Below are 13,340 nucleotides of genomic sequence, written 5' to 3'. Positions count from 1 at the left end.
TAAAGAGCTCAGAAAGTGTGAGAGATTAATGATTTTACCGCTTACGCGAAAGCGAAACAATAATCTATTTTTTAACCAATTTCAAGGTCTCTATTTCTTGACCATCGTTCTCAAGTTTCAAGAAATACATTCCATTTGATAGAGAAGAGATATCCAGTCTTTGATTTGTGTTTAATTTTTTTGCCAAGACTTGTTGACCAGAAACGTTGTAAATAGAGAAAGAGCTAAATTCTTGCTCACTATTTATTTGTACAAAGTCTGTTGCAGGATTAGGAGAAATGCTAGTTATAGATTTTTCTACATCTTCATTACTTAGTAGCACTCCATTACAATCTGTTTTGGCCAGTCTAGCTATAAAAAAGTCTGCATCACCACCATTTTTAGTAATCGTAGGAACGTTAGGGTTATTGAGAAACAGCGAGTTTCTCATATAACCACCTACTACATAGTTACCAAAGTTATCAGTAGCTATAGCGGTAAGCTCATCTCTTTGACCTGCTGTTCCTTCAATTTGATTTATAGATATTGCTGTCCCTGTAGCTTTATTTAATCTAACAACCGCTGGATCCTCGCCTAAATTAACTCCATATTGAGAAGTAATGCCATCCCACGTATCTGTAGCATCCATGTTTGTAGCAACGGCAACTTCAGTAGCGTTTACTGATAACGCTAATGCACCTCTTGAAAAAGTGTCACTATTTGAACCCCATAATAAATTACCAGTAGCATCTAAGGCAATTGCAAAGGTTCCTTGTGCCCCACCACCATTGGATTGTTGTGTAAAAGAATATCCAGCAAACATGGAAGTAACACCATTTGATGTTTGAGAACGACCAGTAAAATAAACGTTAGAACTATCATCCACTTTAATATCGTGAATCTCCATACCTAATGCATTACTGGCATCATGTATCCATACATCATTTCCAGTTACACCATCAATCGCAACTATAAAAGCATTACCAGCTAATGTATTGCCGCGGTAAATCAAATCAGATGAAGAGCTAGTTTTTATATTAGAAAAATAATACCGATTGAGTAAAGGGTCATATGCAAAATTAAAATTAAAATCATTAAAGTCCCCTGTGTAATCGATATCTGTATGGCCTACATAAGTCCCATTAGTATCATAACGTATTATTTTCCATTCTCGATCTACGGTATTAGGAACTGTGACATTTCCATCTACATGAGTGCCAGGCCCAATACTGACTAACCAATGTGATGTTCCGTTAGGTTCTACTACTGCTTGCCTAGAAAGAAAACCTGGTAAGACTTCATTACCAGTTAACATACCATTATCTGGGAATTTAATCCATTGAAAGTTCCCAGCTTGATTATACTTTACCAAATATGATGTTCTATTGTGTGGTCCTACATCATTTCTACCTAAAGTCGAATTGAGATTAAAATCTGTATCCCAATATGGGTCTACACCACTTGTTAAACCTCTCAACTGACCTGTTACATAAACGTTATTACTAGAATCTACATTTAAACTATATCCAAAATCTACTGAAGAACTTCCTATTTCCTTATCCCATCTAAAAGTTCCATCGCAAGTTGTTGATAATAAGTATATATCATATATGTCATTAAATAATAATGAATTACCATTATAATCAGGATTTCCGTTAGCAAAAGTCATTAAATAATAATAATTATTATTTGTATCGATTGCTATATCAAGAACTCTTTCATAATCATTATAGCTATTTGACTGAGAAGAATGAGACATAGTTCCACCACCATGATTTGCCCAATCCCATTGATAGTTTTGAGCATGAGTAACTTTCGCGAAAGCGAAAAGAACTATAATAATTAAAAACTTGTACTGCTTTTTCATAATTATGAATTAAACGTCTGCTGGCGCAAGTATATCAGTCGCTAGTGACAGTTTACAACTGGCATCGATGATGAATAACATCCGTTCACAGAATATTTACCATCTTCAACACATGAGTTTAATATACTTACGTCACTAAAATCACATTTGTAAACCAACTTCTAATGTAGAAATATTTTTTAAATTATATGTGTTTGTTTATTTAAAATCAGTCAATTAAAAGAATTCGAAGTAAGAGACATGATTATTCATTATGGGATAAATAGGTAATTCTAATCAACCTTTTTTTTATATCATTATTTCAGTTTCTACCTATTCCTCCAGAAGAAAGGCGTCAACAATATCAAGACCGTAAACAATTCTAGCCTACCTATTAACATTAAGAAACTACACCACCATTTACCTAATTGTGGCAGTCCTGCAAAATTATCTACTGGAGACAGGTCACCAAAAGCTGGACCTACATTACCTAGTGTACTTAACGCACCACCTATGGCAGTATCAAAGTCTAATCCTAAAGCAGCAAGTACAATAGCACCTACTATAAAGGATAGCATATAAAGAATAAAGAATCCTAATACATTAAAAACAATACCACTTTGTAATGCTCTACCATTATATCGTACTGGCAGTATCGCATTAGGGTGTAATGTTCTTTTAAATTCCATAATACCGTTACGTATTAATATAATGTGTCGCACTACTTTAACACCACCAGACGTAGATCCTGCACTACCACCTAAAAAGAATAAACCAAAAAACATAATGGTAAGAAATGGAGTCCACAAAGTATAGTCTGCTGTGACAAATCCTGTCGTGGTCATTACTGCAAGAACCTGAAACGTACTGTGTCTAAAAGCACTCTCCATCTCACCCAAAACCATAGGATGGTCTATAGAAGATATGGAAGGGTCTGCATATAAATAGATTAATGTACCTCCTAAAACAGAAAAACCAACTACAAAACCGGAATACCATTTAAACTCAGTATCTCTCCACACCTTGTTGAATTTACCTTTAAAAGCAAAGTAACTTAGTACAAAGTTAGCTCCGGCTATAAACATGAAAACTATAATAATCCACTGTATAGCTGGATTATCATTCCAGTAAGCTGTACTCGCATTTTTTGTAGAAAAGCCACCTGTAGACAGCGTACTCAATGCATGGTTAATAGCATCGAACCAGCCCATACCAGCTATTTTAAGAAGTACGGTTTCTATAGCCGTAAAACCTACATATATAAGCCATAGTCTTTTTGCGGTATCTGTTATACGTGGGTGTAATTTATCTGCGCTAGGTCCAGGAGCTTCGGCAGCAAATAGTTGCATACCACCTATTCCTAATAATGGCAATATGGCTACTGCTAGAACGATAATTCCCATACCGCCTATCCAGTGTGTCATACTGCGCCAGAATAAAATTCCTTTAGGTAATATCTCTATGTCATTTACCACACTTGCACCAGTTGTTGTAAAACCACTCATGGTTTCAAAAAATGCGTCGGTATAATTAGGTATGGAACCTGTGAACATATAAGGCATCGTGCCGGCAAAAGCCATAATCAACCAACCTAATGTTACAATTAAATATCCTTCTTTTTTACGCAATTCTTTTACATGATTGCGAGTTAAATACATCAGGACAGCACCTATAGAAACTGCCACACCAGATGCTGCAAGGATATCAAACCCTTCACTCTCTCTATAAATAGCACTTACCAGGGCAGACACAGACATGAAACCACCGTTAAAAACCAGTAGTAGTCCCATGATAAAGACTATAATTTTATAATTAAGTTTAGTAATTCTAGTCATTATAAAAACAGTTTTTCTACCTTAGTAATAGAACGTGGTAAACAGCAAACCACCACTCTATCACCAGCTTCTATCTTAAAGCTACCTAAAACTATATTACCTATTCCCTGTCTTATTACACCACCTATAATAGCACTTCTAGGTACGCCAGCATTGGCTATAGTTTTACCACAGACAGCACTTTCTGGTTGTACGATAAATTCTAGTAGCTCTGCATTCATGTTATTGAGCTTAGTCATTGCAACTACCTCACCTTTACGTACGTATCTAAAAATATTATTGGCTGCAAGTAACTTTTTATTAATCAGTGTATCTATTCCTATACTGTGAGATAACTGAAAGTAATCCATGTTCTCTACTAGAGATATAGTTTTCTTCACACTTTTACTCTTTGCCATAAGACAAGAGATAATATTAGTCTCACTATTTCCTGTCACGGCTATAAACGCATCCATTTCATGAATGTTTTCTTCTTGGAGCAACTCTACGTTACGTCCGTCACCGTTTAAAACAAGAACCTCAGGCAGAGCATCTGCTAGGTCAAATGCTTTTTTTGCATCATTCTCTATTAACTTAACGTTTATACCTGCTTTAGAGAGTTGTAGAGCAGTTTGCTTACCTATATTACTACCGCCTAAAATCATCACATTGCGCATGGCATGTTTAGTCTTACCGGTTAATTTATAAAGCTCTTCTACACCACCTGCTGTGGTTATAAAATACACTTGATCGCCTTCTTTAAACTGTGTATCCCCACGAGGTATTAACGTATATTGGGTACCAAATCTTTGTATAGCAATCGGCATGAAATGAATCTCTGGAAAAATCTCTCCAGCCTGCTGCACCGTTTTACCTACAAATTGCGCCGTACGTTGCAGGTTAACACCTACCATAGTAAGAGCGCCGTCCTCAAATTCATAACTATCATTAAAAGCACTTTGATTGAGCAATAACTCTATCTCTTTACTCGCTAGCGCTTCTGGAGATATCAACTCATCAATACCAAAACCAGAAAAACCTATAGCATCCTGATGCTCTAAAAACTCTGTATTTGTAATACGCGCCACGGTACGTTTTGCACCTAATTGTTTTGCCAGTACACAGATAGTAATATTAGTCGTCTCACTACTAGTAACAGCTATTACCAGATCTGCCTCTTCTACTCTAGAATCTTGAAGAATTTTTATAGAAGTAGAATCGCCACGTACCACCCTAATATCTAGGTGTGTATCAGCATAATGTAAATTATCCTGTTCTGGATCTATTAGTGTAATATTCTGTGACTCGTAAGATAAAAGCTTAGCTAGGTGAAAACCTACCTCACCAGCTCCTGCAATAATGATTTTCATACAATCGTTTCTGTAGTGTCCCAAAGATACTGTTATGTGATCTATAATTTAAAAAAAGCTTGATTTTTAACGGTTTTATGGATGTTTATCTCGCTTTCGCGAAAGCGGAATAGCAATAACCTCAACGCGCTGCATTATCTTTGCTATCTAAATTAAAGCTCGTGTCTGAAGAAGTAAAGCCATATAACGGAGAAGATTCTGGAAAAAAAGAACAGGTTACCAAAATGTTTGACACCATTAGTGGTGAATATGATGGACTGAATAGAATGATATCCTTGGGTCTAGATCAAAAATGGAGAGATAACGTTGTTAAAATGATCGCCGCTCATAAACCACAAGTGATTATGGACATCGCTACTGGTACTGGTGACCTAGTCATTAAAATGGCGCAACAAACAGATGCCAAAAGATTAATAGGTCTCGATATTTCTAGCGGTATGCTAGAAGTAGGAAAGGTTAAGGTAAAAGAAGAAAATCTAGACAGCCGTATAGAAATGGTTTTAGGAGATTCTGAAAACCTACAGTTTGAAGATAATTCTATAGATGCCGTTACCGTTTCTTATGGTGTACGTAATTTTGAAGATCTGGAAAAAGGGCTGGGTGAAATACTAAGAGTTTTAAAACCTGGTGGGATTCTAGTGGTGCTGGAGACTAGTGTGCCTACAAAGTTCCCTTTTAAGCAAGGTTATTATTTCTATTCTGGTATTGTGGTACCTACCTTAGGTAAATTGTTCTCTAAGGATAAAATCGCTTATGGATATTTATCAGAAAGCGCTTCTAAATTTCCTTATGGAGAGCGTTTCAACAATATTTTAAAGAAAGTAGGGTTTAAAGAGGTAGAAAACGAGTTACAATTTCATGGTGCATCTACCATTTATAAAGCAGTAAAAGCATAATACATAATATGAGACAGGTTATAGTCATCATTATTTTAGCACTAGGTTTTCAGACCGCTAGTGCTCAATTATTTTCAAAAGAAAAAATCAAGAACCTAGAAAACTTTGACAAGCAATTTCTTACTTGGGGTTACTATTTAGGTTTTAACTCTTATGATTATAAATTTGATTATAACGAGATTACTGAAGAGATCGTCACAGAATCTAGTGCCGGTTTTAATGTAGGTCTTATAGGTGACATGCGTATTAATGAATATATTAACTTAAGACTAGAACCAGGTATCGTGTTTGCTACTAGAAACTTAACTTTTCCAGACGCATCGCTTACTACTGCTGCGCAAATGGAACGTGAGGTTACTTCTACTTATATACATGTACCATTATTAGTAAAGTTCTCTACTAAGAGATTAAATAACTGGAAACCCTTTGTCGTTGCTGGTGCGTCATGGTCTAATAACTTATCAAGTAATTCTGATAATCCAGATGACAACAGTTCTGGACAGTTTAGACAGACGTCTAGTGTTTTTAATTATGAACTAGGTATAGGATTTGACCTATACTTATATTACTTCAAGTTCTCACCATCGATAAGAGGTGTTTTTGCTATGGGAGATGAACTAGTACGCGACGCAGATCCTAACAGTCCGTGGACAGGAAACATAGATAGCATGCAGACTAGAGGTATTTTTATCAACTTTACATTCCAGTAGTACGCAACCACTCGCCTAGTATAAGAGATGTTGCCATAGCTACATTAAGACTTTCAGTTTCTTGAACTTCTCCATATTGTGGTATACTGATAGAGTTTCCTATTTTAAGAATAGCATCACTTACACCAGCAGACTCATTACCCATAACGATAATTCCTTCTTCTGGTAGTGCACTAGAGTAAATGTTTTTCCCATTCATGGCCGTAGGAAATATAGGAAGCAAAGACTGTTTTAAATAGTCATGCAAATCTGTATAATGAACTTGTACTCTAGCTAGAGAAGCCATGCTCGCCTGCACACATTTAGAGTTATAAACATCTACTGTTTCTTTACTGCACACGATATCTGAAATTCCAAACCAGTCTGCTAGTCTAATAATAGTCCCTAAATTACCTGGATCCTTAATATCATCTAGCGCTATTACCTTACCTATTTGTGGCAATTCTAACTTCTTATTCATTTTAAAAACGGCCAGATAACCTGGTGGAGTCTTTAAACTAGAGATAGAATTCATGTCTTTTTCACTAATAACTACCGGATCTAATCCATCTAAATGATTATTTCCTGAAGTTATGAGAATATCTTCTACAATAAGACCAGAATTAACTAGTTCTCTTATAGATTTGTATCCTTCAACAATAAAAAGCTGATGCTCTTCTCGAGTTTTTTTTCTGCTGAGAGATTTGATAAGCTTTAACTTACTTTTGGTAATCATTTATAATCGTATTTTTGAATATTGTACTATGGGAAAATCGGGACTTCATGCAAAAATAGGCTTATTTATATTGCTTATTATTTTATTGGTTTCTTGCAATGCAATTAAACGCGTTCCTGACGGTAAGCAACTGCTTACCAAAAACACGATTCTAGTTGATAGCCTGTCACCTAAAGATCCAAGAGTACTTACTCTACCTACATTACAGCCTAATCAAAAACTTCTTAATTATCCATTAAGACTCCATATTTATAACCTAGCACGACCTCACAGAGATTCTATCTACTTAAAATGGATGCAGGATAATCCTAAGGGTTTAAAAAGACGTAATGCTATTCTTTCAGAAAAGCAGACTATGGAATTAGGTCAAAGTCTTGTTGATTTTAATAATTGGCTTAAAAGAACTGGAGAAGCCCCTAGTTTAATTGATAAAACAGCTATTGAGAAATCAAAAGAAAGATTAAGAGCCTGGTACTGGAATCAAGGATGGTTCAATACAGAGGTAGATCATAAGATCATAGATTCTAAAGATGATAAAAAGGCTCGTATTGAATATTATGTAAATAGGCACACCCCATATCTAATCGATAGTCTCCATACTCAAATCGCAACACCAGTAATTGATTCTTTATATCAACTAGTAGATTCTGAAAACATTCTTAAAAAAGGAGAGCAGTATTACACACCAGATATAAATGCAGAAAAGGACCGACTGAATACTTATTTCCGTAATAACGGAGTCTTTTATATGGAAAAGGATAATATAAGATTTGAAGGTGATACTGTTAACACTAACAATAAAGCAAACATCACTCTTATCATCAAAGACAGAGAGATACAAGATGCAGACTCCACGATAAGTGTGCCGTACAAAGTGCATAAAATAAGTGAAGTAAATATTATACCTGATTATCAAGATGCGTTAAACAATAGAAAGGCAGATACACTAAGCTATCTAGACTATAACATCCTACGTTTTGGAAAGCGCAAATACAAGAAGTCTACTCTAACAGACGCTATATTTATTCATAAAGGTGATCTTTATAAGGATATAGATAGGGACAGAACTTATAGAAGAATCACAGAACTACAAAGTTTTCAATACCCTACAATAAGATATGTTGAGGACCCTAGAGACTCTACAGGAACCGACCTTATTGCAAATATTCTACTTACATCAAAGAAAAAGTTTGAATTCACTTATGGGGTAGAAGCTACACATAGTAATATACAAGCTATAGGTGTCGGTCTTAACACATCTCTTTTAATTAGAAATTTATTTAGAGGCAGTGAACTCCTAGACATTTCTTTTAGGGGTAATATCGGAGCTAGTACAAATGCCGCAAATGGTGATACTAGATTTTTTGATTTACAAGAATTAGGAGCCGATGCTAAGCTAAGTTTCCCTAGATTATTTTTACCATTTGATATAGATAACTTGATACCTAAATACATGTCACCATCTACAGATTTTTCTTTGGGTTACTTTAGTCAGACGAATATAGGACTAGATAAACAGAGTTTAAATGGAGCGCTTACCTATAACTGGCGACAGACTGAAATAAAAAGCACCAGGTTTGATTTAATCAATGCTCAATATGTGCGAAATCTAGACCCTGGTAATTTTTTTAATGTCTATCAAAGTAGTTACAGCAGTATCAATGACATAGCTAACAGCTTAAACCTTACCGATCCTATATATGTAAACGACTCTGGAAATCTCACCATACCAGATGGCACAACCGCATTTATTAACAACTCTTTAAATGGAAGCTTATCTGTAAGTGATGAGCAGAGAGAACAAATAAGAAACGTACGAGAACGTAGAGACAGATTATCGCAAAATAACCTGATCATATCTACCAGTTACAGTTGGACTCGTAATAATAGAGAAGGAATTTATGATGACGACTTCTCTAGATTTAACTTTAGAATAGAAGGTGCAGGTAATGTACTTTCCGGCATTTCTAGTCTGGCAGGAATAGAAAAAAATGAAAACGACAGAAGACGAGTTTTTGGTGTGGAATACAGTCAGTACGTTAAAACAGAAATCGATTATATAAAACACTGGCAATATGTAAACAACCATGTATTTGCGATAAGAGCATTCGGTGGTATTGCTATTCCATATGGAAACTCTGATAACATACCGTTCATAAGATCTTTCTTTGCTGGTGGACCTAATGATAATAGAGCATGGCAAGCCTATGAACTGGGACCAGGTAAAACAGGTGGATTAAATGATTTTAACGAGGCTAATATGAAAATAGCCCTCAATGCAGAGTATCGATTCCCTATTTCTGGAGCCTTTAAAGGAGCCGTATTTGCAGATATAGGTAACATTTACAATGTACTCGATAGTGAAGAAGACCCTGACGCCATTTTTAATAACATTAGCGATTTAGAATACCTTGCACTAGGTACAGGTGCTGGATTGCGATACGACTTCGGTTTCTTTGTATTAAGGTTTGATATGGGCTTTAAAACGTATAACCCTGCACTAGAAGAAGATAGAAGATGGTTTAAAGAATTTAAAATTTCAAAATCCGTACTTAACGTGGGTATTAATTATCCATTCTAGAATCTGAAAATAGGCGTTTATTTTTGCTTATTTTTGCTACTCCAAGAATAAAAATTATGAGTCACAATATAAAACCAGGTGTTGCCACTGGCGACCAAGTTCAAGATATTTTTAATCATGCAAAAGCAAATGGATATGCACTTCCTGCTGTTAATGTTGTAGGATCTAACACAGTAAACTCTGTAATGGAAACTGCTGCAGACTTAAACTCTCCAGTAATTATTCAGTTCTCTAATGGAGGTTGTGTATTTAATGCTGGAAAGGGATTAAATAATGATAACCATAGAGCTGCTATTTTAGGTGGTATTGCTGGTGCAGAGCATGTTCACAGACTAGCTGAGGCATATGGCGCAAGTGTTATTCTTCATACCGATCATTGTGCAAAGAAATTACTTCCTTGGATAGATGGTTTATTAGATGCTAGTGAGGCACGCTTTCGCGAAAGCGGAAAAAGTTTATACTCATCACACATGATAGACCTGAGTGAAGAACCTCTAGAAGAAAACATAGAAATATGTAAAAGATATCTAGAAAGAATGTCTAAAATGGACATGACTCTAGAAATAGAATTAGGTATTACTGGTGGTGAAGAAGATGGTGTAGATAACAGTGATGTAGATGAGTCTAAATTATACACACAACCAGAAGAAGTAGCATATGCTTATGAAGAACTTATGAAGGTAAGTGATAAATTTACTATCGCTGCTGCATTTGGTAACGTTCATGGTGTATATAAGCCAGGTAATGTAAAACTTACTCCTAAAATTCTTAAGAATTCTCAAGAATTTATCTCTAAGAAGTATAACGTTGAGCATAATCACATCGATTTTGTATTCCATGGTGGGTCTGGTTCTACTCTAGAAGAAATAAGAGAAGCGATAGGTTACGGTGTTGTAAAAATGAACATTGACACAGATCTTCAATGGGCATTTTCTGATGGTGTAAAGAAATACATGGATGCTAACAACGATTTCTTACTTTCTCAAATAGGAAACCCTACTGGAGCAGACGTACCTAACAAAAAATATTATGACCCACGTAAATGGTTGCGTCATGGAGAAGAGTCTTTTAAAGCTAGATTAAAACAAGCTTTTGAAGATTTAAATAATATCAATACATTATAATAAAATTGTTTCTTCAGTCCTTATAACATCATGTGTATTCATGATTTCTTAAGGTAGAAACATTTAAAAATAATAAGTGGTCAGAGTTATAAAAATCATTACTTAGACACTTAACATATAACTAGAATATGGCTTGGTTTAAAAGAGATAAAAAAGGTATTACAACACCTACAGAGGCAAAGAAGGATACTCCTAAAGGTTTATGGTATAAATCACCTACAGGTAAAGTAGTAGATACAGATCAACTTAAAAATAATTTTTACGTTAGTCCAGAAGATGGATATCACGTAAGAATAGGAAGTAATGAATACTTTGAAATTTTATTTGATAATAATGAGTTCAAAGAATTGAACCCTAATATCACTTCAAAAGATCCATTAAAATTTGAGGATACTAAAAAATACACAGACCGTGTAGAAGCAGCTCAAAAGAAAACAGGTCTTAAAGATGCTGTACGTACAGCAGTAGGTAAATCAAAAGGAAACGATCTAGTTGTAGCCTGTATGGATTTTGCTTTTATCGGTGGTTCTATGGGTAGTGTGGTAGGAGAAAAAATCGCTCGTGCAGCAGACTATTCTCTTAAAAACAACATTCCATTCATGATCATCTCTAAGTCTGGTGGTGCTCGTATGATGGAGGCTGCATTATCATTAATGCAACTTGCAAAAACTAGTGCAAAGCTTGCTCAATTAAGTGACGCTGGTATTCCTTATGTATCTTTATGTACAGACCCAACTACTGGTGGTACAACAGCATCATTTGCGATGTTAGGAGATATAAACATAGGAGAACCTGGAGCTTTAATTGCTTTTGCTGGACCACGTGTAGTAAGAGATACTACTGGAAAAGAATTACCAGAAGGTTTTCAAACTGCAGAGTTTTTACTTGAAAAAGGTTTCTTAGATTTTATATGTCCTAGACACGAATTAAAGGATAAAGTAAATCTTTACCTTAATTTAATACTAAATAGAAAAGTAGAGATAAGCGCATAATACCGCATCTTATTTAAAAAGAAATCGTCTTGAGAATCTAATACTTTCTCAAGACGATTTTTTTATGCGTTAAAAGTAAAATCTCTAAGTCGATTCCTACATTTACCATCGATGTTATTTTATCTACCCTATTAAAACACAATAATTAACAATCATTAATCTTTTCTTAAGAGCATTATTGAACAGTACAATTAACTTTGAAGCTTATGAAAAATGGAAAGTTATTTGACGTCATCATCATAGGTGCTGGGCCTATAGGTATCAATTGTGCACTAGAGGCAAAGAAGAAAAATCTTTCTTATCTAGTTATAGAAAAAGGACCTCTAGTAAACTCACTATATAATTATCCTGCAAACATGCAGTTCTTTTCTACAAGTGAAAAACTAGAACTGGATAACATTCCTTTTATCTCCAAAGATCCTAAACCTAGTAAACAAGAAGCTCTAGAATACTACCGACGCATTGCTGTATCTAACGATTTAAACATCAAATTGTTTGAAAAAGTAATTTCTGTAGATCAAATTAAAAACTTTAAAGTAACAACAGACACATGTTCTTATCACGCAAAGAACATTATCGTCTCTACAGGGTTTTATGATCTACCTAATAAAATGAATGTAAAAGGAGAAGAACTTCCTAAACTGACTCATTATTATAACGACCCACACTTATATGCATTTCAAAATGTGGCTGTCATAGGAGCGAGTAATAGCGCTGTAGATGCTGCTCTAGAGATCTACAGAAAAGGAGGTCACGTTTCTATGATTATTCGTGGAGAATCTATAGGAGATCGCGTTAAGTATTGGGTAAAGCCTGATATAGAAAACCGTATTAAAGAAGGCTCTATAAAGGCTTATTACAATAGTGAGGTTAAAGAAATACTAGAAGACAGTATTGTTATTAATCATGCTGGTAAAATCATTAAAATAGACAATAATTTTGTCGTAGCACTCACTGGTTACCGACCTGATTTCAGTTTTTTAAAATCTATAGGAGTAGAACTAGTCGGAGAAAAACAAATTCCTACCTATGACGATGCAACTATGGAGACTAATGTAAAAGGGCTTTATCTAGCAGGTGTAATTTGCGGTGGTCTAGAAACACATAAATGGTTTATAGAAAATAGTCGCGTGCATGCTTCTCAAATCATAAACACTATCGCCCCATAACAACATTCCTATTATTATTAAAAGCAAAAACACCTTATCTAACCATCACGGCTGGATAAGGTGTTTTAAATTGAAAGCAAATTTATTATAGTCTTTTTCTTTATTTGAAAAAGGATGTGTGTTCCGCTTTCGCGAAAGCGAAAC

The 13,340-nt window shown here is 35.1% G+C and carries 10 protein-coding genes; 6 read left to right on the top strand and 4 right to left on the bottom strand.

Going from position 1 to position 13,340, the window contains the following annotated elements; genetic code table 11:
- Window positions 1–64: 64 nt before the first annotated feature.
- The 3 genes from ABJF08_RS02970 to trkA all read right to left on the bottom strand — a co-directional run bounded on the left by ABJF08_RS02970 (window position 65) and on the right by trkA (window position 5,009).
- Window positions 65–1,846 carry a T9SS type A sorting domain-containing protein gene (locus tag ABJF08_RS02970; RefSeq protein WP_348114552.1) on the bottom strand — a complete coding sequence of 594 codons (1,782 nt, stop codon included), beginning with the start codon at window positions 1,844–1,846 and terminating at the stop codon, window positions 65–67.
- Window positions 1,847–2,154: 308 nt separating this feature from the next.
- The gene (locus tag ABJF08_RS02965; RefSeq protein ID WP_348114551.1) at window positions 2,155–3,660 is read right to left on the bottom strand and encodes a potassium transporter TrkG; all 1,506 of its coding nucleotides are present in this window, start codon (window positions 3,658–3,660) and stop codon (window positions 2,155–2,157) included.
- Window positions 3,660–5,009, bottom strand: coding sequence for a Trk system potassium transporter TrkA (gene trkA, locus ABJF08_RS02960; protein ID WP_348114550.1), 1,350 nt, complete (start codon window positions 5,007–5,009; stop codon window positions 3,660–3,662). Before trkA ends, ABJF08_RS02965 begins: the two co-directional genes overlap by 1 nt.
- Window positions 5,010–5,170: 161 nt before the next feature.
- On the opposite strand from trkA, the gene ubiE reads away from it, so the two are divergent.
- Complete coding sequence (gene ubiE / locus ABJF08_RS02955; protein ID WP_348114549.1) at window positions 5,171–5,905, top strand: bifunctional demethylmenaquinone methyltransferase/2-methoxy-6-polyprenyl-1,4-benzoquinol methylase UbiE; 735 nt, start codon at window positions 5,171–5,173, stop codon at window positions 5,903–5,905.
- An 8-nt stretch (window positions 5,906–5,913) separates the two neighbouring features.
- Complete coding sequence (locus ABJF08_RS02950; RefSeq protein ID WP_348114548.1) at window positions 5,914–6,615, top strand: porin family protein; 702 nt, start codon at window positions 5,914–5,916, stop codon at window positions 6,613–6,615.
- On the opposite strand, the gene ABJF08_RS02945 is transcribed toward ABJF08_RS02950, so the two are convergent.
- Window positions 6,602–7,330, bottom strand: coding sequence for an RNA methyltransferase (locus ABJF08_RS02945; RefSeq protein WP_348114547.1), 729 nt, complete (start codon window positions 7,328–7,330; stop codon window positions 6,602–6,604). The genes ABJF08_RS02950 and ABJF08_RS02945 overlap by 14 nt on opposite strands.
- 28 nt (window positions 7,331–7,358) lie before the next feature.
- On the opposite strand from ABJF08_RS02945, the gene ABJF08_RS02940 reads away from it, so the two are divergent.
- The 4 genes from ABJF08_RS02940 (at window position 7,359) to ABJF08_RS02925 (ending at window position 13,196) form a co-directional block, all read left to right on the top strand.
- Window positions 7,359–9,911: a BamA/TamA family outer membrane protein gene (locus ABJF08_RS02940; protein ID WP_348114545.1), complete on the top strand. Its 2,553-nt coding sequence runs from the start codon at window positions 7,359–7,361 to the stop codon at window positions 9,909–9,911.
- A gap of 56 nt (window positions 9,912–9,967) precedes the next feature.
- Window positions 9,968–11,035 carry a class II fructose-bisphosphate aldolase gene (gene fbaA / locus ABJF08_RS02935; RefSeq protein ID WP_348114544.1) on the top strand — a complete coding sequence of 356 codons (1,068 nt, stop codon included), beginning with the start codon at window positions 9,968–9,970 and terminating at the stop codon, window positions 11,033–11,035.
- A gap of 128 nt (window positions 11,036–11,163) precedes the next feature.
- The gene (gene accD, locus ABJF08_RS02930; RefSeq protein WP_348114543.1) at window positions 11,164–12,027 is read left to right on the top strand and encodes an acetyl-CoA carboxylase, carboxyltransferase subunit beta; all 864 of its coding nucleotides are present in this window, start codon (window positions 11,164–11,166) and stop codon (window positions 12,025–12,027) included.
- Window positions 12,028–12,233: 206 nt separating this feature from the next.
- The gene (locus ABJF08_RS02925) at window positions 12,234–13,196 is read left to right on the top strand and encodes a YpdA family putative bacillithiol disulfide reductase (protein ID WP_348114542.1); all 963 of its coding nucleotides are present in this window, start codon (window positions 12,234–12,236) and stop codon (window positions 13,194–13,196) included.
- Window positions 13,197–13,340 lie beyond the last annotated feature (144 nt).

It is taken from the genome of Nonlabens sp. (assembly GCF_039941875.1).
Classification (GTDB): domain Bacteria; phylum Bacteroidota; class Bacteroidia; order Flavobacteriales; family Flavobacteriaceae; genus Nonlabens.
Note: the sequence above shows the minus strand (reverse complement) of the source record. Positions and strands in the feature narration are given on the sequence as shown.

Bases quoted from the DNA above. Each gene is read 5' to 3' on its own strand.
- ABJF08_RS02970 (WP_348114552.1), bottom strand. From the start codon at position 1,846: ATGAAAAAGCAGTACAAGTTTTTAATTATTATAGTTCTTTTCGCTTTC.
- ABJF08_RS02965 (WP_348114551.1), bottom strand. From the start codon at position 3,660: ATGACTAGAATTACTAAACTTAATTATAAAATTATAGTCTTTATCATG.
- trkA (WP_348114550.1), bottom strand. From the start codon at position 5,009: ATGAAAATCATTATTGCAGGAGCTGGTGAGGTAGGTTTTCACCTAGCT.
- ABJF08_RS02950 (WP_348114548.1), top strand. From the start codon at position 5,914: ATGAGACAGGTTATAGTCATCATTATTTTAGCACTAGGTTTTCAGACC.
- ABJF08_RS02945 (WP_348114547.1), bottom strand. From the start codon at position 7,330: ATGATTACCAAAAGTAAGTTAAAGCTTATCAAATCTCTCAGCAGAAAA.
- ABJF08_RS02940 (WP_348114545.1), top strand. From the start codon at position 7,359: ATGGGAAAATCGGGACTTCATGCAAAAATAGGCTTATTTATATTGCTT.
- fbaA (WP_348114544.1), top strand. From the start codon at position 9,968: ATGAGTCACAATATAAAACCAGGTGTTGCCACTGGCGACCAAGTTCAA.
- accD (WP_348114543.1), top strand. From the start codon at position 11,164: ATGGCTTGGTTTAAAAGAGATAAAAAAGGTATTACAACACCTACAGAG.
- ABJF08_RS02925 (WP_348114542.1), top strand. From the start codon at position 12,234: ATGAAAAATGGAAAGTTATTTGACGTCATCATCATAGGTGCTGGGCCT.